This window comes from Stenotrophomonas maltophilia group sp. Smal17 (genome assembly GCF_030237045.1).
GTDB lineage: Bacteria > Pseudomonadota > Gammaproteobacteria > Xanthomonadales > Xanthomonadaceae > Stenotrophomonas > Stenotrophomonas forensis.
Genome location: NZ_JASJSU010000007.1, coordinates 1 through 23,736 on the forward strand (window position 1 = coordinate 1; position 23,736 = coordinate 23,736).

Sequence of the window (23,736 nt, forward strand, 5' to 3'; positions counted from 1 at the left end):
CAAGGGAACCCGCCAGCGGCCTTGGGGTGCCGGTGGCGGGGCATCAACTGACAGTTGACGCGGAGCGATATAAACTCACAGTTGATCCCCGTGTCAACTGGTACTCCACATGCGAAGCATCGACCTACTGCTAGACAAGGCCCGCGAGAAGTGCGAACGCCCGTCCGACAGGGCTTTGGCAGAGAGAATGCGCGTCACTGCCAGCGCCGTATCGAAGTGGCGGAAAGGCGGAGTGATCACGGAAATGCACGCATCTGCGCTGGCCGCCCTTGCCGGGATGGACGGCGAAATCGTCGTGCGGGTGATGGAGGAACAGGCCGAGACCCCCGCTCAGCGAAGGGTCTGGCGCTCGGTGTTGGACAGGTTAAGCGCGGCGGCGGCAGTGCTGGTGCTGGTAGTGGTCGCAGCGCCAGGCGTCGCACGCACAAAAGCCATTGAAATCAATAACGTAGATCAGGGCAAGGCCGCTGTTTGTATATTATGTTCCAAACATCTTGGCCCGGCCGCCACCTGGCCGTGGTGTCCGCTGATTGGGCAGCTTCGATCTCTTGGCGCAGCTGTTTCTCAAGGCCCCTGTGTCGTTCGGATGTCCTGCTTGGCTGCGCCAGGAGTACCTCCATCTCTGGCCGCGCGCTACCAACACCGCTTCACGTCCGATTCTCGACAGATCTGACGTACTTGGTCCAGCCTTCCCGCTCAGATTTTGCTGTCTCCAGGGCCGCGGGGAGCCGCACGCCAAATTGCTGTCTCGCTGCCTCGGCTCGATCGGCTCTCCGAAGCCCGGTGTCCCGTTGCTCGGCGAGCTATGAGATCTGCAAACGGATCTGATCTTCAGTGCATCACGCTGGGCAGCCACCAACTGCTCACTCAGCAAGCTCTTGATGGTCGGTTTCACCAGGTCACCAGCCAGAGGGTCATAAGGGTCGGCGAGTCCCCCCAAGTGAGCCCGGATCTGCTCGACGGTCGGGTACTCGCACTTGGCCAGCAACTGATCGCCGGCGGCGTGAACACCAGATTCGGTAATGCCGCCGGCCATGCGATGTCTCCTGTACCGGCGCCCTACTCTGCTGGTAACGTACTCGCGATAAGTGATGAGACTCCACATCAAAAGGGGGCGTTATGGGGGCTGAGATATGGATTATTGAGTCGCTGAGACCGGGTGACCGGACCACAGGCAGCCTCTTGTCCAGCAAGATAAAAAATAGCGACGCAGCCCTCACGAGGCAGCTTAAGGTCAAGCTTCTCACCCCGAAAAGCCTGAAGGAGTTCAGTGACTGCTTGAATGATGTACTCCAGTCAGCAGCTGCTGGAAATCACCCAATACTTCATATCGAAGCCCACGGCAACGAGAACGGGCTCCAACTTACGAATGACGACTTGATCGATTGGCCCGATCTCTCGGTACCGTTGGCCAAGATCAATGACATGATGACGGGGTGGCTGGTGGTGACTGTCGCCGCCTGCTCAGGTGGTCACATGGCACGAACTGTTCTCAATACCGCCCGTGCTCCTTTCTTCGCTTTGGTTGGTCCGCCAGAGGAGATTGAAGAAGACGTTCTTCTGAATGACTATACGGAATTCTATATCGAGTTCTGCAAGACCCGCTCCCTCACCAAGGCAATGTGGGCTCTTAATTCGTTCGGGGCTTCCAAGCGGAACTATTTTCTTACAACGCACAGAAGCTGTTTTGTCCAACTTTTTGAGGAGAGGATCACGGAGAAGATTTCCTCAATGGAGCGATCACAGCGGATAGCCAGACTCGCATCCACGTTGGTAGCGGCGTCAGCAACTCCGGAGGAAATAAGTGCTGCGCACCATGCCGCTACAAAAGTCGTGGACAACCCTACAGAGTCCGCATTCCGCGCGTGGCGTCAGTTCGTGTTCGCTGACAAGTACCCAGAGAATTTGGACCTCTTCCCTTTTCCGTTTCCTTGATCGGACGTCGTCTGCTTTGTAGATCGAGAGCCAGATCAGAACGAAACCTGCGCTCGCACGCCCACAGTGTTGCTGGAATCCGGCCCCTACGCGTTGCCGACCTTGTTGTCGGTTTTCCAGTGAACGTAGTTCAGCATGACGAAGTCTGGTTTCGATCCCCCACAAGGTCGATGACCTGATCGGCTGCGGTCACAACGCTCCATCGATGGGTGATGGCCAATACAGTCACCTCCTTGGCCAACTCGCGAATGTAAGCAATGATCTCGCGCTCCGTCGCCTCGTCCAGCGCCGAACTGGCTTCATCCAGAAGCAGGATCGCAGGATCGCCATAGAGCGCACGCGCGATGGCGATGCGCTGCCGTTCGCCGCCGGAGAGTTTCAGCCCGCGCTCGCCCACCGTGGTTTCAAAGCCCTCGGGCAGCGCGTCGATCAACGCCAGGATCGATGCTCTGTGGGTGGCGAGACGCAACCGGGCATCGTCGCGGGGGCGCCCCAACAGAATATTGTCAGCCAAACTCTCGTTGAGGAGGATGACATCCTGGGGAACCACCGCGACGGCGGCATGCCAGGCGGCACGTTCGATCTGGGCCAGGTCGGTGCCATCTATCAAGATCCGGCCGGCCTGGGGCTCGATCGACTTCAGTGCCAGCTTGAACAGCGTCGACTTCCCTGCCCCGGTCTCCCCCATCAGGAAGTTGATGCCACCGCGCCCGGCGTGGAAGGACGCATCGTGGACGCCGCGGCCATTGCCGTAACGATGGCTGACATGCTGGAACTCGATCTGGCCGCATTCTCCGTGGAATCGGCCGGCGTTCTCGGCCTGCCGTTCTTCGGGTGCCGCCCACAGCGCCGACAACGGCGTCAGCAGGGTCCAGGAACGGGCGACGTCATCGATCGAGCGCGCGATCATTTCAAAGGGCATGTTGAGCTGCAGCAACAGCAGGTTGAACAGCACGATATCGCCGACGCTCAGGTGGCCGCTCTGGTAGCGCGGGAGCAGCAGTGCGAAGGTGACGATGAACTCGACCGCCAGGCAGATGCCCAGCAGCGCGATGAAGCCGATCCGCTGGAGCACGTACGCGCGCCAGCTGTCGCGGACCTGCTGGGCCTTCTGCTCGAAGCGCTGGATCATCCAAGTGCTGCCACCGAACTGCCGCAGCGTCTCCATAGCGTTCATCGCATTGCCTACGAAGCGGGCATTCTGCTGGCCTGCCTCGACCGCCGACTCACGATGAATCCGCGCACGGCGGGTGGCGATGGCCGAAAGCGTGATGGCAACAGAACCATAGCCCAGCACGATGACCACCGCCTGCAGGTTGATCAGCGCCCCCAATGTCACCAAGGTCAGCAGGATCTGCAGTGCACTGGGAATGAACACCACCAGGCCGAGCTGCACCACGATCTTCAGGGCATTGCGCCCCTTCTCGCCGGCCACCTGCAATTCGGCTGCGTTGTAATCCAGGAAGAAGCTGTGGGTCTTCTTCAGCAGGCGCGCGAAATAGCGGGTGCTGGTGATGAAACCCAGGTTCTCGCCACTGAGGAACGACAGGTACTGCACGGTGTTCTGCAGGATGCTGGCGGCACCGAGCATCACCGCGTAGAGCAGGAACCATGCCGCCAGTTCACGCAGGTCTTCCGCGCTGATGCGGTCGATCAGGCGCGAGAACAGATACGGCGCTGCCACCGTGGCCAGGCTGGAAAGCACGACGCTAGCGGCGATCAACAGTAGCAGCCTGCGATCAGCCTTCCAGTACGCGGCAAGGATCTCGGTGACCGGCGGTGGCAGCGCGAACGTTCTCATCAGCGTCGGTCAGGCATTGGTGCAGTAACTCCCGTGTGGCGGTGCGCCTGCCCTCGCCTCTCGCCACCGCAAGAGGCGTCGCGCATCTCGAATGATATGCTATAACATCGCCATTGAAGGCGCGATGGCTCGTGCCGCAGACCAACATCTGATGAGATCGATGGACCGGGGCATGAACAACGCATCCACCGCCAGGCCGGCGGCACTGGTGGTCGCCAGCTTGGCCGCCGCACTCCAGCTCAACGCTCCGGCAATGGCGCAGGACGCCGGCGCTCCCGCCAGCCCTACCCAGGGCGACCGGCGATCCGACACCGCCACGCTGGACAAGGTGATGGTCATTGGCAGCAACATCCGCGACGCCATTGGCGGCGGTGCCTCCCCGGTCATCGTCATCGACCGGGAGGCCATTGATCGAAGCGGGGTGCCCTCGTTGCAGCAGCTCTTCGAGAAGCTGCCGCAGAACTTCGGTGGCGGCGCCAACGGCGCCAATGTCGGCAACCTCGGCGTCGACCGCGACACCGGCAACAACTTCGGCCAGGGCACTGCCATCAACCTGCGCGGCCTCGGAACGGGCACCACGCTGACGCTGATCAACGGCCACCGTGTGACCTCCTCGAACCGCTATCAGTACGTCGACATCTCGCTGATTCCGCTGAGTGCCATCGAGCGCGTGGAGATCCTTACCGATGGTGCCTCTGCCATCTACGGCACCGACGCCGTCGGCGGTGTGGTCAACATCGTTCTGCGCCGGGATTTCACCGGCTATGAGACCTCGCTCCGCTATGGCAGCGTCACCCGCGGCAGCATGGACGAGTACCAGGCATCACAGTCCGCCGGCTGGTCCTGGGAGGGGGGCCATATGATGGCCAGCTACGAGTTCCTGAAGCAGGCCAACCTCGCTGCGGTCGACAAGGATTTTTCCCGGAACGTTACCGTCAGGCCGTACGACATTTATCCCGGATCGAAGCGGCACAGCCTGTACCTGGATGGCGAGCAGGAGCTCAGCGATGTGCTGACGCTCAACCTGACCGGCTCCTTTGCCAGGCGCGAGATGGACACCACCATTTCCGGAACCGCCGACGAAACCCGCCTGTTCCCGCATACGCGGCAGTTCGATGTGTTCGCCGGCCTTACCCTCGAGCTTCCGCGCCAGTGGCAGGCACGCCTGAATTCCGGATTCGGCAGGAGCGATGTCTCCTACGAGAGAACCACCATCTCGGGCAGTTCGGTCAGCACCGCACCGCCGACGGATACGAATTCCGAATCGCGCTATCTGGAAGTGATTGCCGACGGCGAGCTGTTCAATCTCCCGGCCGGCGGCGTGCGCGCGGCATTCGGTGCGGGCTACCACCGAGATGGCTATGAACTGCTCGACCACCGCGGCCTTGAGAAGCCGCTGGATCTGCAGCGCACGATCCGCTCCGCCTTTGCTGAGCTCAATGTTCCGCTGCTCGCAGACACGCCTGGCGTTCGTCGCCTGTCACTGACTGCGGCCGCACGCTACGACGACTACAGCGATTTCGGATCCACCCTCAATCCCAAGCTGGGCCTGCTGTGGGAGGCGATGGAAGGACTTTCATTCCGCACCAGCTACGGCCGCTCCTATCGTGCGCCGGTCTACCAGGACATGCAGCTGAACAACACCGTGGTGGTGGCCAAGGTACCCAACCCGAGCGCGGCCAGCGGAAGCACGGTGCTGATGATGCTCTCCAACGGCAACCCGGATCTGGGGCCTGAACGTGCCAAGACCTGGACCGGCGGCTTTTCGTTCGCGCCCCCGTCACTGCCGGGCTTCAAGGTTGACGCGAACTACTATCACATCGAGTATGCCGACCGGATCGGCAGCGGCTTCGGTGGCAGCTTCCCGTCGCTGTTCCTGCAGTCCACCGCGCCCTATGCGGACCTGCTGACCGTCAACCCGACGCCGCAGCAGATCCAGCAGGCGCGCCAGCTCGGCGCCTCCGGCCTGGGCCTGTTCGTATCGCGGGCAGGCCCTTATGCCCTGGCACCAGGTACCGATGAAACCAGCAGCGAGGTCATCCTCGACAACCGCTTCCGCAACAACGCGTTCACTTCCCAACGCGGCGTCGATTTCAATGCCTCCTACGACTTCGACGCCGGCCAGACCCGCTTTGCGTTGAACCTTGCCGGCCAGTACATCATCGATTCCAAGCGCCGCGTGACCGCCACCTCGCCCGAGGTCGACGCGGTGAACACGGTGTACTTTCCGGTCGACCTGAAGGTGCGCGGTGGCCTCGCCATGAGCCACCGGCAGGTCGCCGGCGGGCTGTTCGTGAACTACGTGGACAGCTATCGCGATCCCGCCAACCGGACCGACCCCCACGTCAGCTCGTGGACAACGGTCGACCTCAATCTCAAGTACGACTTCAGCGACTCTGCCGGCGCCGGACAGGGCACCTCGCTGGCCTTCAACGTGCAGAACCTGTTCGACAGGAACCCACCCTTCATCGTCAACAGCATCAACACCGGTTTCGACCCGACCAATGCAACGGCGCTTGGCCGCTTCCTGTCCATGACGCTGACCCATCGCTGGTAGGGCCCCGCCATGAGCGATGCCTCCCCCGCCTTCTCCAGATCCGCATCGGCCCTGCGCCAGACCCTGACCGTTGCCGCGACCCAGCTGAAGCTGATGTGGCGCGAGCGGCGCCTGTTGTGGCTCGCGCTGACCCTGCTGCTGCTTGCGGGGGCGTCGGTTACCACGGGGGCAGCACGGCTGGCCCAGCAGGCCCAGGAGCGCCAGATCGTAGCGGAGCAGGAGGCGGGGCTGTGGGACAGCCAGGGCATGATCGATCCGCATGCCGCCGCGCACGTCGGCCGCGCCATTCCCGCACCTGTGCGGCCGCTGGCGGCGCTTGACCCGGGCATCTCGGATTTCGTTGGCACGTCGGTGTTCATTGAAGGCCATGCGCAGAACCCGGCCCGGCACCGCCCCATCGACGCCGGCGCCGCGCTCAGCCGCTTCGATGGCTTTTCCGCAGCGTGGACGCTGCAGGTCGTGGCACCCCTGCTGATCATCCTTGCCGGATTCGGCAGCCTCTCCGGCGATGTTGCCCGCGAAACCCTCCGCCAGGAGCTCGGCAGTGGCGCATCGGCCCATGTGCTGATCGGTGGCCGGCTGATCGCGCTGGCGACGGCGTCGCTGCTGCTGGTCCTCGCCCTGCTGGCGGTCAGCCTTCCGGGCATGGGCGGACACCTCCTCGGCACGGCCGACATCATCGCGCTCGTTGCGATGGTCGCGGCGTACGCGCTCTATCTCCTGGTGTTCTGCGCCATCACCATCGGCGTCTCGGCGCGCTTCAGCGCAGCACGCACGTCCCTGGTGGTGCTGCTCGGCTTCTGGGTGGTGGCCACCCTGCTCGCGCCACGGGTGGCCCCCGCGCTGGCCGAATCGCTGGATCCCACGCCTACTGCACCCGCGTTCCGGGCGGCGGTCACCGAGGACGCGGAGAACGGCGCCGATGGCCACGACCCAGCGGACAAGCGGCTGGACGCGCTCAGAGCAGAGATGCTTGCACGCTACCAAGTGAGCGACGTGGACGATCTCCCGGTCAATTTCCGCGGTGTGGCGCTGGAGTTCGCTGAAGCGAATTCCAGCGAGACTTACAATCGCCACTTCGAACGCATCTACTCCGCCTACCAGCGGCAGGAAACCACGCAACGCGCCTTCGCGGCGTTGTCCCCCACCCTCGCGCTGCAGGCCGCGTCACGGGCACTGGCCCGCACCGACTTTCCTGCACATCTGGCCTTCCTGCGGGGCGTCGAAGACTATCGCTACCGGCTGATCCAGGCACTCAACCTGGAAGTGAAACAGCACAAGGCAGTGAACGGCAGCAAGCATCTGGCCGATATTGCGACCCTTACCCGCTCCGTGGTGTACAGCCCACGGCAGCCGTCGCTGGGCCAGATCGCCGCGGCACAGTTGGTGAACGTCGCTATTCTGCTGGCCTGGATGCTGCTGGCGCTGGGGCTGGTGTTCACGTCAGCGCGGCATCTCGGGAGTGCCCCATGAGCAGCCTGTCGATCGCAGGGCATGAGATCCGTCGTCTGCTGCGTGACCGGGCCTTGCCAGTGCTGCTTGGCCTGCTGGTGGTGCTGGCGGCCTATGCAGCCTGGAATGGCAGTGCATGGGTGGGGCAGCGCGAGGCTGCCATCGGTTTGATCCACGCGGAAGAACAGGATGCCAGGGAGCGCAGCCGGGGGTTCGTTGGCAAGGCGCCGTCGGTACTGCCCCGGGTCCAGCCGGTGCTCCCTCCCGCCCCGATGGCGGCATTGTCGATTGGACAGGCCGAAGCCTACCCCTATACCGCCGACGTGGTTGCGCTGGGTGACCGTACCCAGCTGCTCAGGCATGTGTGGTCCGACATCGGCAATCCCGCCGTGCAGGCCGCTGGCCGATTCGACCTGGCCTTCGTCGTTGTGTTCCTGCTGCCCTTGGTCATCCTGGCGGCCACCTTCGACCTCTGGTCGCGCGAACGCGAACGCGGCATCACAGCGTTGGTGTTGTCACAGCCCATCGCGGCAGGGCGACTGATCGCGGTGAAGGCATCGGCCCGCGGCGCCATCGTGCTGCTGCCTGCACTGGCCATCGTCGTTGCCGTTGCCGCTGGGTCGGGTGCAACAAGCCCTTCGGGCCTGGCCGTGCTTGCCCTGATCGTGCTCGCCTACGGCAGCTTCTGGCTGGCGCTGGCGGTGCTTATCGGCTGTTTCGCCCGGCGCACCACCGAGGCCGCCATCGCCGCCGGCGCACTGTGGCTGCTGATCGTGGTCATGGCCCCGTCGTTGATGCTGGCAGCGGTGAACCTGATGGTTCCGCCGCCCTCACAGATGCAGCTGGCCACCGCGCTGAAGGCGCAGCTGGCCGACACTGCCCGCCAGCAGCAGCTGCGCCACGCGGCAGAACCACCCGCCACGCGTTCGCCAGCGCCGCGCATTGCCGATGCCGTACGAGTGGTCTATGCCGATCTTGTCCAGGCCGATCAGGTCATCGCGCCCTTGATCGCCGCCCATGCAGAGGCAGAGGATGCGCGGCGCCAGTCACTCGACCGGGTGCGCCTGCTGCTGCCGTCGGTAGCGGTGCAGGATGCACTGGATCGCCTCGCCGGGTCGGACGCCGACCGTGCGCTGGCGTTCCAGCAGCAGGTTCTCGCCTACTGGCAGGCACGTCGGCAACTGCACAAGGACTATCTGGACCGTGACATGCCACAGACGCTGGCCGAGTATGACGCCCTGCCCCGTTTCGAATTCCAGGAAACAGCGGGTGCCCTGCAACGCGGTGTACTGATCGACCTGGCCGCACTGGCCGTGGCCACCCTGCTACTGCTGATCGCGGCCGGGTTGCTGCGGCGTCGGCTGGGCACTCCCTGAGGTACATCACACATGCTGACTGCAACGCATCTGGTCAAGGAACACGGCACGCATCGGGCGCTGGATGATGTGAGCTTCACGGTGCGCCCCGGCGAGATCTTCTGCCTGCTGGGCGCGAACGGGGCCGGCAAGTCGACAACCATCAAGCTGTTCCTGGGCTTCCTTGAACCTACCTCCGGATCCGCCGAGGTTGATGGGCTCAGTGCCTGGCAGCGGCCACAGCAGGTGCGCCGGCGCCTGTTGTACATCCCGGAGAACGTGGCGCTGTATGACGAGCTGACCGGCTATGAAAACCTGGATTACTTCGCGCGGCTGGCTGCGGTGGAGCAACGCTCGCCCGCACGGCTGAAGGACGCGCTCAGGTCCGCCGGGCTGGCGCCGGAGGCATTCGGGCGGCGCGTCGGGTTCTACTCCAAGGGCATGCGCCAGAAGGTGGGCATCGCGCTGGCCATCATCAAGGAAGCCGGGGCATTGCTCCTTGATGAGCCGACGTCCGGCCTGGACCCGACTGCTTCGGCCGAGTTCCACGAGTTGATCGTGCGCCAGCGCGACCGCGGCACGGCGATCCTGATGGCCACCCACGATCTGTTCCGTGCCCGCGAAGTGGCGACAACCATCGGACTGATGCAGGCCGGCAGGCTGCGCAGGACGCTGGATGCCAGCACGATCACCGCCAATGATCTTGAGAGCCTCTACCTTGAGGAAATGAGCCGGAGCGCCTAGGCCACGCCGACCGCAGGCACGCCGGGTCGGCCCATCCAACGCCTGAGCCAGGCTTCGATGTTGACCTGGGGGCCGAAGATACCCAGCACCTGGGATGAGTGATCCGGGCTGACCCGGCGGATACCCGCGTCGGCCGATGCGCTGTCGATGTAGCCGCGCCGCGCCAGCAGGCCGTCCACCAGCAGGCCCCTGATGAACTGCTGATGCCGCTGGGTGACGGCGACCGAGTGATCGTCCAGGTAGCACTTCACCTTGCGCGAGAGCAGGGCCTGCGGCAGCAGGCCCTGCAGTGCACGACGCGCGATCGTCCTGTCCTCCGCGTCGGCCATCAGCAGGTGCAGCGGCAGACGGGCAAAGAGTTCGACCACAGGCTGTGCGCTGAGCGGTGACACCCCGTGCCAGCGCCCTGCGCCCTCGAACGGATCGAGCACGCTGGTCGGGAAGATCATGCGCCCGATGTGAGCCAGCTTGTGCGGGGAGAGCCTGTGCCCCTGTGCTCGTGCATGCCGCAACCAGGCAGGCGGCGTGCCATCCTGTTCAGAAGCATCCACCTTCACCCATTCGCACGGGTTGCCCCAGCGGCCATTGATGCTGCCTGGCCTCTTCAGCACGCCATGGACGAAGGCATCCTTGAATACCCCGTACAACGAATCGCCCGACTGCGCGGTTTCGAACGCAACACGGAAGAAGTCGCGGTCGATCCCCCGCCGCCACGCGTAATCGATGGCAGCGGCATTGCCTTTGAAGCGCAGGAAGACCGCATCGCCGCCGACACCGGTGAACTGCACCGTATCTGCGTCGAAATCCACGTCGCGCCGATGCAGCAGGTAGCCCGAGCAATGTGCAGGACGAGCGGTTCGCGGGAAGTCCATGATTTCTTCCAGCGAGCAGTGCGGCTGGCGCTGGTACTGGACGAACTCGCAGCTTCGCCCCGAGGATTCACGGGCACCGGCAATGGCCATGCGCGCGAACATGCGCTCATCGGCACCAATGCCGGCATCGTAGTGATGGATGCACTTCACTTCCGGTGCGGAGGGCGCATGCAGCAGGCCGGCGAGGACTATGGAGGAGTCCAGCCCGCCGGACAGCTGAAGCTGGATGCATCGATGCTGGCTCGCCAGCGCACCGATGCAGCCCAGCAACGTTGCGCGTGCCAGCTGCACGGCCTCCTCCAGATCTTCGATGGGCGCTTCACTGGCCTGCCGCACCACGTCCCATTGATAGTGCCGGCCAACCGGCTGGCCATCGCGGAACGTCACCGCCTCGCCCGCCTCCAGGGCGACGACCTCCTCGAATCCTGTCTGAAGGCCATCACGGAACGGGAACAGCAGCGAATAGGACAGGAACGACCAGTCGACGTTGAAGTCACCCAATCCCAGCAGCAGGCAGTCTTCCATGTTCGAAAAGACCACCGTCAGCTGATCGGCCGTGGTCATGTAGCACGGAATCTCCGCCGTCGGGTCGCGCAGCACGAACCAGCTGGCGGTATCCGGCTGGTAGCCCAAGGCCACGTAGCGCCCCCAGTACTGCTCCACCAGGCTCCTGCCCTGCGTACTGCAGGCGGTCGTGCCCGCGGCAGCATCGGGAACTGCCTGGGCGGGAACGGTATCGGCGCCGAACACCTTGTGGAACAGCTTGCCGAGTACCACCAGCGGGCCGGACCGCCTGTACTCGAAGTAGCCAGGGTTGTCAGTCTGGGCATAGATGGCACCGCCGCTGCCCTTCAACACGCATGCGATTCCGGGGCGACCCACCTCGATCCGCTCCATGGCCTGCAGGGCCTGCGCACGGGCAGATTCGGAATGATCGTTCCAGAACACAGCGACATATCGGTACATGGATCAGGCCGGCTGCAGCACCAGGATGGGCGTCATCCGGCGCAGGTTGAAAGGGATGTCGGTCAGGACACGGTCGCCGTGCTGCAACCAGCAATGCGCCGCAAACGGCTGGGTCCGCACCGCGAACACCCAGACGGGAACGATGCCGTACGACCCCAGGAACTCGCGCATGGCCAGGCAGTACAGGAAGCACTCATCGGTCTTCCTGAAGGCGATCGGTCGCAGCCAATCGAATACCCGAACCAGGAGGGCCAGCTGCTGCAGGTCCACCTCGCCCGGCGTGGATGCCTGACCACGCCGGCGCGCTGCCGAAACCGTGTAGCTGAAAGGCAGGAACATCCTGCTGCATGCCGCACGCGTGACGGAAGCCAGGAAGCGGCGCACATCGCGGGCCGTGATCGGTGGACATCCCCGGGACTCGCCCTCGCGCACCCAGTGCCGGGGCAACGCGATTGCGGCGCTTGCTGCGGATTTTCCGCGCAGCGGATCCTGGGTGATCAGGCGCCGATCAATCAGCGACTGGAGCATCCTCGGCCTCGGCACTCCGTCGGAGGCCAGGGGCCAGTCCTGCACCAGCCCGCCAAGCCCCGCCGCCCAGCGCCGATCGATGGAAAGATAGCTGCCGGAGGCCTGGTCAAGAATGACCATCGCGTCACCGGTCACGCAGACATGCGCGTGCTTCGAAAGGAAGTATGGAGCTTCAGGCTGGTGCATCGCGAGCGTGATCTCATGCTGCTGCAGGCATCAGAGCGGTGCATGCAGGGGCATGCACCGCAGGTCATGCATGGTGCGATGGATCAGGGCGAGGTGGTCGGGAAGACGCCATCCCACAACGTGCCGTGGTTGTGCGCCTTCGTTTCGGAAACCACCGAGCCCAGCTCGATCAGTTCACCCTGATCTTCGTGATTCTGCTCTCCAGCCACTACGCCCAGCTCAATCAGTTCGTTCATGAACATCTCCTCTAGTTAGTGGGTGCACCCACGCAATGCAGTGGATGCACAGCGGCCAAGCCGGCGTCGCCCTGCGTTGTTCAGCACGATTGCCGCCAAGGCATATAAATGTTACGATATAACATATTATTTTTGTGTGACGGCCGACCAGTTTGGACGTCGCTGCAGCGACTCCCACGAGAGCGAGATGGATGCCCACCGACATCAATGACGATGGCCTTGATCCCACCCTTTTGCTGAAGGGCCTGTTTCCGCTGCCGAAATTCATCCGCTTCGTCAGGGAGCGTTGCCCGCCAGGACGCTTTGATGAAGCGACGCTGGTGGAGGAATGGCGAAACGCCCGCGCCCTGGTGCGTCGTCTTCATCAGGACGAAGCAGGCGCCGCCGACGCCATGGACGCCCTTGCCCTGCCCGAAGAGATGCAGCCATTGGCGGAGCAGGCCCTCCGCCAGCCCTCGATGCACCGCATGACGAGCGTGGTGCCCCGCTGCTGGCAGATGGTGGAAATCGACCGGCTGGTGGTCTTCCAGGAGTGCATCAACCTGCGCCACATCGATCAGCTGGCGGCGGCCACGGCCGCGTCACCCGATGCACGGGAGATCATGGAGCTGGTGGCCCGAAGTGGACGCCATGCACATCCGGATGTGCGCTTTACCCAGTCCGATGGCAGCTACACATTCGCCTCTGCGTCCAACGACCTGAGGTTTCTGGACGTGGCGGCGATCGACCCTCGCAGCATCGCCGATTACGAGCCGTTCGGCGCGGCCAGCCACGCCCTTGTCATCTATCTCGGTTTCAGCGACAACCTCATCAGCGCAACGCGCATTGGCCGCCGGATCATCCTGACCAATGGCTCGCACCGGCTGTACCTGCTGCGCAGGCTCGGCTTCCGCCATGCACCCTGCCTGGTGACCGATGCGTCCGACAGCGATCTGTCCGACGTACTATTGCCAGCCGCGGTCAAGCAGGATCGGCAGTTCTATCTGGGCGCTTCGCGACCGCCGATGTTCAAGGATTACCTGGATCCAAGGCTGACCTGCACCGTGCCGGTCACCCGCAAGCACTATGCGCTCAGGGCCAAGCTGGATCTGCAGAGGATCACGGTACCCTCGCTCTAGCGATTACCGCTCCAGCTCAAAGAAGACATGCTGTTGTAAACGGAGTTGATGCCCGGGGCAGGATCGGCGTCAACCAGTGGATGGTCTGCGTCGCTCCGTTCGGGACCCAATCGAAATCAGGCCGAACATCCGCCTTCGCCGGCCGCGCTGTCACCTTCTGCAACTCGATGCAGCGCAGAGCAAGTGCTCTGCCGCCATCGTCGCCCGCCTTGATCGATCCATCGCGGGACAGCAGCAAGGCTTCACGCCTCACCCGATACGCCGAATCTGAAGATGCCCGCGTTGGTTCATCCACGCCCCCTTGAAGCGGGGCTCCTGGCAAGGCGGATTCGGGAATCGATCCAAGAACCGCGAGCTGAGCGCACGAGCCCGCGTAGTAGGCATGGTACTCATCCTGCCCACGGGCATCCCCGGCAATTCGACCGAGAATATGAAAGGTCTCATGCGCCACTAGATCAACAAGATTTCCCTCTCGTCTTTCTTGGTTACCGAATGCCGCCACAGCCAACGCAAGGTGCGCCGATCGATATCCGAAACTCCACCTGCTCACGGAAATGGATTGCCCCTCAGGCACGATGATGACCGAATAGCGGATGCTGCGCTTGGGGAACCATCGCTCCGCTTCGGTGGCGGAGGTGTCTATGTTCCGGCAGGTTCTTTCAACATCTGGCTCGACGCCCGGGTAGATCTCAAGTTGGATCCTGTGTGCGACAGACTCGCATACCTTGATCTCAGGGGTGCCGGACGCCAGATTCGATCCAGGTAGATAGCTCTCACTGCGCAGGTAGATCCAGCCTGCCAGAAGGGTCGAGCTGACCGATGTGTAACCTGCGGATGAGACCTGCGGTGGCGTGCTCTTTGGCTGCAGGGCACAGGCGCCCATGAAAGTGCAGAGTACGAAGACGCAGGATGTTCGCAAGATCACGCTCGCTCTACTCCAGGCCACTACAGAAACCGGTGCATCACAAACACGTCCACCAACCCCAGCGTTCGATGCCGGAATGCCTCCGGTAGCGTTCCGACCACCGCAAACCCCAGCTTCCGGTACAGCGCGACGGCCGGCGTGTTGGTACTGACCACGTAGTTGAACTGCATGGCCAGGAAGCCTTCCGCCCTCGCCCGGTCCAGGCTGTGTTCCACCAGCGCCCGCCCAATTCCGCGCCCCTGCAGTGTGGGATCGACCACGTAGGTGGCGCTGGCCACGTGCGCCCCCAGATCGGGGAAGTTGGCGCCCATCCTGTACATCCCGACTACGCGGTCTTGCAGAAGTGCCACATAAGCCGGCTGCAATCCAAACCAGTGGCTCTGGAAGGTGCTGGCCTCGAAGGTGCCGGCGAACGGCAGCGCATCCTCGGTCGCGATGGCGGCCCTGAAGATGGCCCACATGGCGTCGAAGTCACCTGCGGTGGCAGCCCGGATTTCCATGCGATTCCTCGCGGATCGGAGTAGTGGCCAAGGCGGACACTAGCAGAAACAAACCACGTGGCCGCGGCTGCTTCACGTACCGCCGCCATCGGTTCCGCAATAGTTGACGAAATTCCGGCCTGCAGAGCAGTACATGCCCCCTACTTCCGCGCGCATCCCGCACCGTTTTCGCCGATGGCGCGTCGCGGGCTATGTCCTGCTGGGCATCTACGCGCTCTACCTGCTGGCCGGCAACATCTTCCTCAACACGCCGCTCTTCGATCAGGTCACCAACCGCAAGCCGCACAAGTTCGTGATGACCACCGGCCCGGCCATCACGCTGCTGCCGGGCCACGTCATTGCCTGGAACGTGCACATGCGCGGCCACGTGAACCACACCGTCTACGTGCTGCACGCCGAGCGCGCCAGCGCCCGGTTGGCGGTGTTTCCCCTGTTCAAGCGGGAGGTCCGGGTGCCCCGGCTGCAGGCCACCGGGGTCTCCGCCGAGATCAGCCGGGTCGAGGACGCCATTCCGCCACCGCCGCGCAGCGACCAGGGCTGGACCCTGCGCTTCGATGCCATCCACAGCGACAGCATCCGCAGCGCTCGGTTCGGCAAGCTGTTGATCATCGGCAAGGGCCAGGGCACGGTCGGGTTCCTCAAGCAGCTGCGCGGTGGCCCGTCCGAACTGTTCGATTCGGAGGTCTCGTTCCGCGATGCGGACACCAGCTTTGACGGTGTGCAGCTGCTGGGCGACATGAACCTGACCGCGCGCTTCAGTTATCCACGCCACTACCGCGACCAGGCGCCCGGGTTGGCCAAGCTGAAGATCCTGCATGCCCAGCTGGACGTGGATGCACGCAGCCAGGGCCTGCGCATGGACACCGATGCACAGCAGCCGCGCATTTCCAGCGCGCCGGTGCCCGGTCGCCTGCAGCTGGCGGCCCACCTGATCGACGGCCAGCTGCAACCCGGCGACCGTGCGCTCTGGCAGGTTCCGCTCTATCTGGGCGATGGCGCGCCTGATCGTGGCCTGCTCGCCCTGCAGCTCAACGTGGCCAACGACCTGCGCCTGCAGGCGCGCCTGCCGCCTCGGCCGGGCTCGGGCAGCGAAGTCGATGCGGACATCCACATCACCGGGCGCGACATCCCGTTCCAGGCTCCAGCGCAGCTGCTGGAGCGCAGTTCCGGCACCGTGCGCGGCGAATGGACCTTCACCTCGCTCAACTGGATCCCTGCGCTGTTCGTGCGCAAGCCGTGGCTGCAGCTGGATGGCGGCGGCACACTGAAGGCCGACCTGCGCCTGCGCCATGGCGAGCTGATCGAAGGCAGCACCGTGGACATTCCCTCAGCGGCCGCCGTGGCCGAAGTTGCCGGCGTGCGCCTGGCCGGCACCGCCAGCGCGCATGGCGAATTGAAGGCCGGCACGCCCAATCAGGCACAGCTGGCGATCCGGCTGCCCCGTTTCAGTGCACGCCCCAGCGATGCCAAGGACGTGCGCCTGTTCGATGGTCGCGATCTGGCCGTGGACCTGACCGGCGACGGCCGCCTGCAGGAACTGCGCAAGGGTGTACGTGCCCGGCTGCGTTTCAGCGAAGCCACCATTCCAGACCTGGCCGCCTACAACCGCTACCTGGGGTCGTCGCAGCTGCGGCTGTTGCGTGGCACTGGCAGCCTCAGTGGCGATGCCACGCTCGACACCGATGGCCGCGTCGGCCATGGCACGGCGCGCCTGCTGGGTCGCAACGCCAGCGCCAAGGTCGCAGGCCTGGACATGGGCGGCGATGTGGACGTGAACGCAACCCTGCGCCGCGGCGATTTCAACCAGCGCCACTTCGACCTGTCCGGTACCACCGTCGAACTGCGCAACGTGCAGGTGGCCGGCACAGAGTCCAGCGCCGCATGGAAAGGCCGTGCTGCGTTCAAGCGGGGCCGCATCGACGCGCAGTCCCCGTTCCAGGTGGACGCCACCACCGACCTGACCCTGAGCGATGCGCGCCCCCTGCTGGCGGTGTTCGCCTCGCGCACCGACTACCCGCGCTGGACCCTGTCGCTGCTGGATTCCGGCCAGGTCGATGCGCAGGCCAGGCTGCGCTGGCGGCCGGGTCACCTGATCATCGACGGTCTGCAGGCCGAGAATGATCGCCTCTCGGTGCGCGCACGTCTGGATCTGCTGGAGCAGCGCAAGCGTGGCGACCTGTATCTGCGCTGGGGGCTGCTGGGTGCTGGTATCGAGCTCGATGGCGACCAGCGCCAGTGGCACCTGGCCAAGGCGCGCGAATGGTTCGACCAGCGCCCTTCCCTGCTGCCTTCAAGCCAGGACGGGAGCGCCGCGGGCACTTCAGACTGATCGCCGCCGGCCTGCATCCATTTGCCGCCTCCGTTCGTATGAGGGGGCATAGGCATCATGGAGTTGTACGCAATGAAGCGGAGTTCACAGGCACTGGGTCTTCTGGGATGGGTCGCGGTTACCTTTGCGGCGGCTGCAATGGGCGCGTGGGCCTCCACGTCCGCTGCCAGCTTCTACGCCAGCCTCACCCTGCCGGCCTGGGCACCGCCTGCCGGTGTATTTGGGCCGGTCTGGACCCTGCTCTACGCGATGATGGCGGTTGCCGCCTGGCTGGTCTGGCGGGAGCGCAGTTGGCGCGGTGCGCGTCCGGCGCTGACACTCTATCTAGTGCAGCTCGCGGTCAACGCCTTGTGGAGCTGGCTGTTCTTCGGCTGGAAGCTGGGCGCACTTGCCTTCGCTGACATCCTTGTACTGATCGTGCTGGTGTGCGCGACGATCCTTGGCTTCCTGCGCATCCAGCGGGCCGCCGCAGTACTGTTGCTGCCCTACCTTGCCTGGATCTCGTTCGCCTCGGCGCTCAATTTCGCCGTGTGGCGCGCCAACCCCGGGGTATTGTGAAGCACCCATCAGAGCCCTCACGCCTGTGCGGCCACCTGCGGCTGCCAGGCACGCAACAACGACGGCTTGAATGCCTGCTGGCCGCAGCCGGCAGGGCAACGCACCACCCGTGATGCGGAATGGCTCACCAGTCCCTGCCCTTCCTCGGCCTTGAACACGGTTTCGCACGACAGGCAGCGGGCGACCAGCGAGTACAGGTGCAGCAGGCGGCCACTGGCCGGGTCCTGCAGCGCATCCACGTCCAGCAGTTCGAACTGGCAGCTGTCGGGCAGCATGCGATACGGCATGGAAGGCAGGGTCTGCAGGTTCACGGTCGTGGTGGCTCAAGGAGGTTGGCCTACGGTAGGCAACCCCGTGTGCAGCGAGCGTGCAGCGCGCATGTACCTTCTGCGAAACGTGAAAGTGCCCGCCGCACGGCGAAAATGAAGAATTCAGTTTTCAATGAAAGGCTCTTCACGCTTACGAAGTGGTATGCGAATGCACGCTTTTGCTTCACCATCACCGGATACCGGATGCAGTGCTGGGTTGTCCCCATCTGGGATGTTCCCGTCATCCATGAATCATGAGTGCCGCCTTTGATGCCTTCCGTTGAGTCCAAGCACGACGTTGCGCTGTCCCGTTGTGCACGCGAACCGATTCATACGCCGGGCGCAATCCAGCCGTACGGTGTGCTTCTGGTACTGGAGCCGCAGTCACTGCGGGTGCGCGAGCGCGCCATCAGCCAGCCCAGGCTGCTGCAGCAGTTCGGCGAGCCGCTGATGCAGCACGTCAGCGAGGTGCTGGGCGGCGTGCTGGCGCCGTTCGAGGCGTTGTTCCAGCAGGCCGCGGTTGGCAGCAGCGCCCACGTCGGCGCCGTGCACCTGGACGGCCACGGCCGGCATCAACTGCTGGTGCACCGCTCCGCCACCGACCTGCTGGTCGAGCTGGAGTCGCCCGTTCCCGGCCAGCCGGGCTCGCTGGAGGAGCTCTACCCGGCCATCCGAGAGCTGATGACCGCCATCGAGTCGGCCACCACGGTGGAAGACCTGTGCCAGCTGGCCGCCGAACACATGCGCCGGCTCACCGGCTTCGATCGCACCCTGGTCTATCAGTTCGACCCCGGCTGGAACGGCATCGTGGTGGCCGAGGATGGCAACGGCCTGTTGCCGTCCTACCTGGACCTGCGTTTCCCCGAGTCGGACATTCCGGCCCAGGCCCGCGAGCTGTATCGCCGCAACCGGGTACGGCTGATCGCAGACAACAACTACACCCCTGCCCCACTGATGCGCGCCGAGGACCATCGCGACGCACCGCCTACCGACCTCAGCCTGGCGGTGTTGCGCAGCGTTTCGCCGGTGCACATGCAGTACATGCGCAACATGGGCACCGGTGCATCGATGTCGGTGTCGCTGGTGCACGAAGGCCAGCTGTGGGGCCTGGTGTCCTGCCACACGGTGCATCCACGCCGGCTGCCCTACCACGTGCGCACTGCGTGCGAGTTCATGGGCCAGATCCTGTCGCTGCAGATTGCCCTGAAGGAACGTGCGCGGGCCATTGAAGAGCGCGTGGCGCGCCGCTCGGTGCTGGTCAAGCTGCTGGCCCGCATGGCCGGCGACGAGGATTTCATGGCCGCACTGCGCCACGACGAAACCAGCCTGCTGTCGCTGACCGGCGCCGCTGGCGCGGCCATCGTGCACAAGGGCGACTGCATGCGCGTGGGCGTGTGCCCGCCCGCGACCGACGTGCTGGCCCTCACCGATTGGCTGGCCGCACAGCAGGCCGGGCAGGAAACGTACTGCACCGACCATCTGGCCGGTGACTGGTCGCCCGGCGTGCGCCTGGCCGACGTGGCCAGCGGCGTGCTGGCGGTGTCCATCTCGCAGCTGCATGACAGCTACCTGATGTGGTTCCGCCCCGAGGTGGTGCGCACCGTGCGCTGGGGCGGCGACCCGCGCAAGACCGCCGCGCCGGACGTGGTGCTGTCCCCGCGCAGCTCCTTCGAGGCCTGGAAGGAAACCGTGCAGCAGCGCAGCCTGCCGTGGAATGACGCCGACCGCGATGCCGCGCACGAGATGCGCACCGCCATCGTCGACATCGTGCTGCGCAAGGCCGAGGAAATGGCCGAGCTGAACGAACAGCTGATGCGCAGCAACAAGGAGCTGGAAGCCTTCTCGTACTCGGTCAGCCATGACCTGCGCGCGCCCTTCCGCCACATCGTCGGCTATTCGGAGCTGCTGGGCAGCTCGGCCGGTGAACGCCTCAACGATACCGAACGTCGCTTCCTCGACACCATCGTGGAATCGGCCAAGTCGGCCGGTACACTGGTGGACGATCTGCTGAGCTTCTCGCAGATGGGGCGCTCCACCCTTGGCCGGGTGCGGCTGGACATGGCCGCGCTTGCCGAGGACGTGCGCAGGAGCCTGGCATTGGACTACGCCGGCCGCGACGTGCAATGGACGCTGGCGCCGCTGCCGGAGGTGCACGCCGATCCGACGATGATGCGCCTGGTCTGGCAGAACCTGCTCTCCAACGCGGTCAAGTTCACCCGCGAGCGCGAGCATGCGGTGATCGAGGTCGGCCATGAGCGCAGCGAGGAGGAGGACCACTTCTTCGTGCGCGACAACGGCTGCGGCTTCGACATGCGCTATGTCGACAAGCTGTTCGGCGTGTTCCAGCGCCTGCATCACGTCGAGGAATTCGAAGGCACAGGCATCGGCCTGGCCAATGTACGCCGTATCGTCAGCCGCCACGGCGGCAGGACCTGGGCCGAGGGTGAGCCCGGCAAGGGCGCCACGATCCACTTCACCTTACCCCGTTCCACAGGAGATCACCCATGAGGGACCTGCGGCCGATCCTCCTCGTCGAGGACAGCCCCAAGGATGCCGAGCTGACACTGGCCGCGCTGTCGCGCTGCCAGCTGCTGAACGATGTCATCCATGTACGCGACGGCGCCGAAGCGCTGGACTACCTGCGCTGCGAAGGCAAGTTCGCCGGCGCCAACCACGGTGGCCCGGTGGTGGTGCTGCTGGACCTGAAACTGCCCAAGGTGAACGGCCTGGAGGTGCTGGAGCAGGTGCGCGGTGACGCGCAGCTGAGCAGTACGCCGGTGGTGATGCTGACTTCCTCGCGCGAGGAACAGGATCTGGTGCGCAGCTACGAACTGGGCGTGAATGCTTTCGTGGTCAAGCCGGTCGATTTCAAGGAATTCTTCGATGCCATCCAGGGGCTGGGCATGTTCTGGGGCATCACCAATCAGCCGCCGCCCCATCGCCCCAATGGATCGGGGCAGCACAATGCATGATGGATCGCGCCGCAGCGAGCGCCTGCGCATCCTCATGCTGGAGGACAGTGCGCTTGATGCGGAGCTGATCACCGCACAACTGCAACGCGCCGGCCTGGATTTCGAGGTCGAGCGGGTGTGGTCACGCAACACCTTCATCGAGGCGATCGACCAACGCGGGTTCGACGTGATCCTGGCCGACCACGTGCTGCCAGGCTTCGATGGCGACGCGGCGCTCGCGCTCGCACGCGAGCGGATTCCGCACACACCCTTCATCTTCGTCTCCGGCACGCTTACCGAAGAGCTGGCGGTGCAGGCGCTGACCCGCGGCGCACGCGACTACGTGGTCAAGCAGCGGCTGCAGCGCTTGCCGGATGCCATCCGGCGGGCACAGCAGGAAGCCCGCGAACGCACCCAGCTGGCCGATGCACAGGCCGCGCTGAACGACAGCCAGGCCCAGTTGCAGCAGGTGACCGACGCCGTGCCGGCGTTGATCGCCCAGCTCGACAAGGAGCACCGCTACCGCTTTGCCAACAAGGCGTTCCTGGACTGGCACGGCATCAGCCTGGCTGAACTGCTGGGCCGTAGCGCGCGTGATGTCAGTGGCATTTCCGCGTTCGAGCACGCCCTGCCCAGCCTGCAGCAGGTGCTGCGGGGCGAGCGCAGCAGCTTCCAGGTGGAGCTGGCGCACCGCAGTGGCGAGTCACGATTCGTGCAGATGGACTGCGTGCCCGAGCGTGGCGCCGATGGAGAGGTGGTGGGTTACATCTGCCTGGGCAGCGACGTTTCCGGGCTGAAGCAGGCCGAACTGGCGCTGCGCGAGGACAATCAGTTGCTTGAACGGCAGGTACAGGCGCGCACCACCGAGCTGCGGGCCAGCAAGCGACGGCTGCAGGCGATCTTTGAATCCAGTTTCCAGCACCAGGTGCTGCTGGACCTCGCGGGCCAGGTGGTGGATGCCAACATCGCCTCGTTGGCCGCGGTGCTGGCCGACAAGCCCGAGGTGATGGGCCTGCGTTTCGGGCAGTCGCCCTGGTTCGCCGGCACCGATGACGTCGGCGCGACCGTTGACCGCGCCATTGCCGATGCCGCCAAGGGGCACAGTTCGCTGCATGCGCTCGACCTGGAGTTGCCGACCGGCCGGCGCAGCTTCGATTTTTCGTTCCGCCCGCTGCTGGATGCCGAGGGCGCGGTCACCGCCGTGGTTTCCGAGGCGGTGGAAACCACCGCCCGGCTGCAGGCCGAGCACGCGCTGCGGCAGGCACAGAAGATCGAGGCGGTGGGCCAGCTCACCGGCGGCACCGCCCACGATTTCAACAACATCCTCACCGTCATCTCCGGCAACGTCGAGCACGCCATGCTGCTCAGCGAGCGTGCCGGCGAGCCCGGGGCGATGGTCGGCCGTGCGCTGGACAATGCCCTCAAGGGCGTAGGCCGCGCCGCCAGCCTGACCCAGCGCCTGCTGGCATTCGCCCGCCGCCAGCCCTTGCACAGCCAGGCCGCCAACCTCAACGACCGCCTGCTGGACATGCATGACATGCTGCAGCGTGCGCTGGGCGAACTGGTGCAGCTGGACATCCGCGTCGCCGAGGACATCTGGTGCATCGAGATCGACGTCAGCCAGCTGGAGGCGTCCGTGCTCAATCTGGCCGTCAATGCCCGCGACGCCATGCCGCACGGCGGTCGGCTGGTCATCGAAGTGGACAACAGCCATCTCGACCACGACTACGCCGCCCTGTTCCCTGATGCAGCACCGGGTGAGTACGTGATGCTGCGGGTCCGCGACAACGGCCACGGCATGGACGCGGCCACGCTGGCGCGGGTATTCGAGCCCTTCTTCACCACCAAGCAGGTGGGCCGGGGCACCGGCCTGGGCCTGTCGATGGTGCACGGCTTCGTCAAGCAGTCCGGCGGGCATGTGCTGATTGATTCGGTGGAAGGCGGCGGCACCAGCATCACCATGATGTTCCCGCGCTCGACGCTGGCCCTGCCCTGTGAGGGAACGGCACCGCAGACCGGGCTGGCCGGCTATTCACCGCGCGAAGAGACCATCCTGGTGGCCGAGGACAACGACGATGTCCGTGCCCATACCGTGGACGCGCTGCGCATGCTGGGCTACCGCGTGCTGGAAGCGCACGACGGCCCTTCGGCCCTGCGCCTGCTGGAGCGCCCTGACACCACGGTGGACCTGCTGTTCTCCGACGTGGTGATGCCTGGCATGTCGGGCTGGGAACTGGTGCGCGAAGTGCGCGAACGCTGGCCGGACGTCGCGGTGCTGTTCACCTCGGGCTACCCGCGTGACCACGATGCGGTCGGCAGCCAGGGCCGTGCGGTCGCGCTGCTGCCCAAGCCGTTCACCCGCAGTGATCTGGCGCAGGCGGTACGCACCGCGTTGGAGGCCGCGCTGCACTGAGA

General features: G+C 64.8%; 19 protein-coding genes. 12 read left to right on the forward strand and 7 right to left on the reverse strand.

Translation table 11 applies throughout. The features are described 5' to 3' along the window. Positions 1-109: 109 nt before the first annotated feature. The gene (locus tag QRO93_RS03540) at positions 110-673 is read left to right on the forward strand and encodes a DUF3693 domain-containing protein (protein ID WP_285303950.1); all 564 of its coding nucleotides are present in this window, start codon (positions 110-112) and stop codon (positions 671-673) included. 509 nt (positions 674-1,182) lie between these two features. Beyond that, the gene (locus tag QRO93_RS03545; RefSeq protein WP_180878352.1) at positions 1,183-1,935 is read left to right on the forward strand and encodes a hypothetical protein; all 753 of its coding nucleotides are present in this window, start codon (positions 1,183-1,185) and stop codon (positions 1,933-1,935) included. 130 nt (positions 1,936-2,065) lie between these two features. Here QRO93_RS03545 and QRO93_RS03550 read toward each other — a convergent pair whose 3' ends face one another. Then, complete coding sequence (locus QRO93_RS03550; protein WP_180878351.1) at positions 2,066-3,736, reverse strand: ABC transporter ATP-binding protein; 1,671 nt, start codon at positions 3,734-3,736, stop codon at positions 2,066-2,068. 172 nt (positions 3,737-3,908) lie between these two features. On the opposite strand from QRO93_RS03550, the gene QRO93_RS03555 reads away from it, so the two are divergent. Genes QRO93_RS03555 through QRO93_RS03570 form a run of 4 tightly spaced genes read left to right on the forward strand, consistent with a single transcriptional unit; the run spans position 3,909 to position 9,844 of the window. Next, a complete protein-coding gene (locus QRO93_RS03555; RefSeq protein WP_258010853.1) occupies positions 3,909-6,293 on the forward strand; it encodes a TonB-dependent siderophore receptor in 2,385 nt (794 codons plus the stop codon). A 9-nt stretch (positions 6,294-6,302) separates the two neighbouring features. After that, entirely contained in the window at positions 6,303-7,766 is a 1,464-nt protein-coding gene (locus QRO93_RS03560) for a DUF3526 domain-containing protein (RefSeq protein ID WP_285303951.1), read from the forward strand. Continuing rightward, complete coding sequence (locus QRO93_RS03565) at positions 7,763-9,121, forward strand: ABC transporter permease subunit (RefSeq protein ID WP_180878348.1); 1,359 nt, start codon at positions 7,763-7,765, stop codon at positions 9,119-9,121. The genes QRO93_RS03560 and QRO93_RS03565 overlap by 4 nt, the downstream gene beginning before the upstream one ends. A 12-nt stretch (positions 9,122-9,133) precedes the next feature. After that, positions 9,134-9,844 (forward strand): ABC transporter ATP-binding protein, encoded by a 711-nt coding sequence (locus tag QRO93_RS03570; RefSeq protein WP_053449737.1) that lies wholly within the window; start codon positions 9,134-9,136, stop codon positions 9,842-9,844. On the opposite strand, the gene QRO93_RS03575 is transcribed toward QRO93_RS03570, so the two are convergent. From QRO93_RS03575 to QRO93_RS03585, 3 genes are all read right to left on the reverse strand, one after another. Beyond that, on the reverse strand, positions 9,841-11,574 hold the full coding sequence (locus tag QRO93_RS03575; protein ID WP_285303952.1) for an asparagine synthase-related protein: 1,734 nt from the start codon (positions 11,572-11,574) through the stop codon (positions 9,841-9,843). The genes QRO93_RS03570 and QRO93_RS03575 overlap by 4 nt on opposite strands. 111 nt (positions 11,575-11,685) lie before the next feature. Beyond that, positions 11,686-12,330 (reverse strand): lasso peptide biosynthesis B2 protein, encoded by a 645-nt coding sequence (locus QRO93_RS03580; RefSeq protein ID WP_258010852.1) that lies wholly within the window; start codon positions 12,328-12,330, stop codon positions 11,686-11,688. A 149-nt stretch (positions 12,331-12,479) separates the two neighbouring features. After that, the gene (locus tag QRO93_RS03585; protein ID WP_162292569.1) at positions 12,480-12,632 is read right to left on the reverse strand and encodes a hypothetical protein; all 153 of its coding nucleotides are present in this window, start codon (positions 12,630-12,632) and stop codon (positions 12,480-12,482) included. A gap of 191 nt (positions 12,633-12,823) precedes the next feature. Here QRO93_RS03585 and QRO93_RS03590 point away from each other — a divergent pair, with 191 nt between their 5' ends. Continuing rightward, positions 12,824-13,750: a hypothetical protein gene (locus QRO93_RS03590; protein ID WP_180878345.1), complete on the forward strand. Its 927-nt coding sequence runs from the start codon at positions 12,824-12,826 to the stop codon at positions 13,748-13,750. A gap of 16 nt (positions 13,751-13,766) precedes the next feature. Here QRO93_RS03590 and QRO93_RS03595 read toward each other — a convergent pair whose 3' ends face one another. Beyond that, the gene (locus QRO93_RS03595) at positions 13,767-14,675 is read right to left on the reverse strand and encodes a hypothetical protein (RefSeq protein WP_180878344.1); all 909 of its coding nucleotides are present in this window, start codon (positions 14,673-14,675) and stop codon (positions 13,767-13,769) included. 20 nt (positions 14,676-14,695) lie between these two features. Further along, the gene (locus tag QRO93_RS03600; RefSeq protein ID WP_180878343.1) at positions 14,696-15,175 is read right to left on the reverse strand and encodes a GNAT family N-acetyltransferase; all 480 of its coding nucleotides are present in this window, start codon (positions 15,173-15,175) and stop codon (positions 14,696-14,698) included. A 133-nt stretch (positions 15,176-15,308) separates the two neighbouring features. Here QRO93_RS03600 and QRO93_RS03605 point away from each other — a divergent pair, with 133 nt between their 5' ends. After that, on the forward strand, positions 15,309-17,504 hold the full coding sequence (locus tag QRO93_RS03605; RefSeq protein ID WP_180878342.1) for a hypothetical protein: 2,196 nt from the start codon (positions 15,309-15,311) through the stop codon (positions 17,502-17,504). Between the two features lie 72 nt (positions 17,505-17,576). Beyond that, positions 17,577-18,062 carry a TspO/MBR family protein gene (locus QRO93_RS03610; RefSeq protein WP_053449731.1) on the forward strand — a complete coding sequence of 162 codons (486 nt, stop codon included), beginning with the start codon at positions 17,577-17,579 and terminating at the stop codon, positions 18,060-18,062. 17 nt (positions 18,063-18,079) lie between these two features. Here QRO93_RS03610 and QRO93_RS03615 read toward each other — a convergent pair whose 3' ends face one another. Further along, positions 18,080-18,373 (reverse strand): hypothetical protein, encoded by a 294-nt coding sequence (locus tag QRO93_RS03615; RefSeq protein ID WP_049458084.1) that lies wholly within the window; start codon positions 18,371-18,373, stop codon positions 18,080-18,082. Positions 18,374-18,640: 267 nt separating this feature from the next. Between QRO93_RS03615 and QRO93_RS03620 the strand changes: the two genes are divergently transcribed. Genes QRO93_RS03620 through QRO93_RS03630 form a run of 3 tightly spaced genes read left to right on the forward strand, consistent with a single transcriptional unit; the run spans position 18,641 to position 23,734 of the window. Next, positions 18,641-20,878, forward strand: a complete 2,238-nt coding sequence (locus tag QRO93_RS03620; RefSeq protein WP_180878341.1) for an ATP-binding protein — start codon at positions 18,641-18,643, stop codon at positions 20,876-20,878. Next, on the forward strand, positions 20,875-21,342 hold the full coding sequence (locus tag QRO93_RS03625) for a response regulator (protein ID WP_053449729.1): 468 nt from the start codon (positions 20,875-20,877) through the stop codon (positions 21,340-21,342). The genes QRO93_RS03620 and QRO93_RS03625 overlap by 4 nt, the downstream gene beginning before the upstream one ends. Beyond that, positions 21,335-23,734 carry a hybrid sensor histidine kinase/response regulator gene (locus QRO93_RS03630; protein WP_285303953.1) on the forward strand — a complete coding sequence of 800 codons (2,400 nt, stop codon included), beginning with the start codon at positions 21,335-21,337 and terminating at the stop codon, positions 23,732-23,734. Before QRO93_RS03625 ends, QRO93_RS03630 begins: the two co-directional genes overlap by 8 nt. The last annotated feature ends 2 nt before the right edge of the window (positions 23,735-23,736 follow it).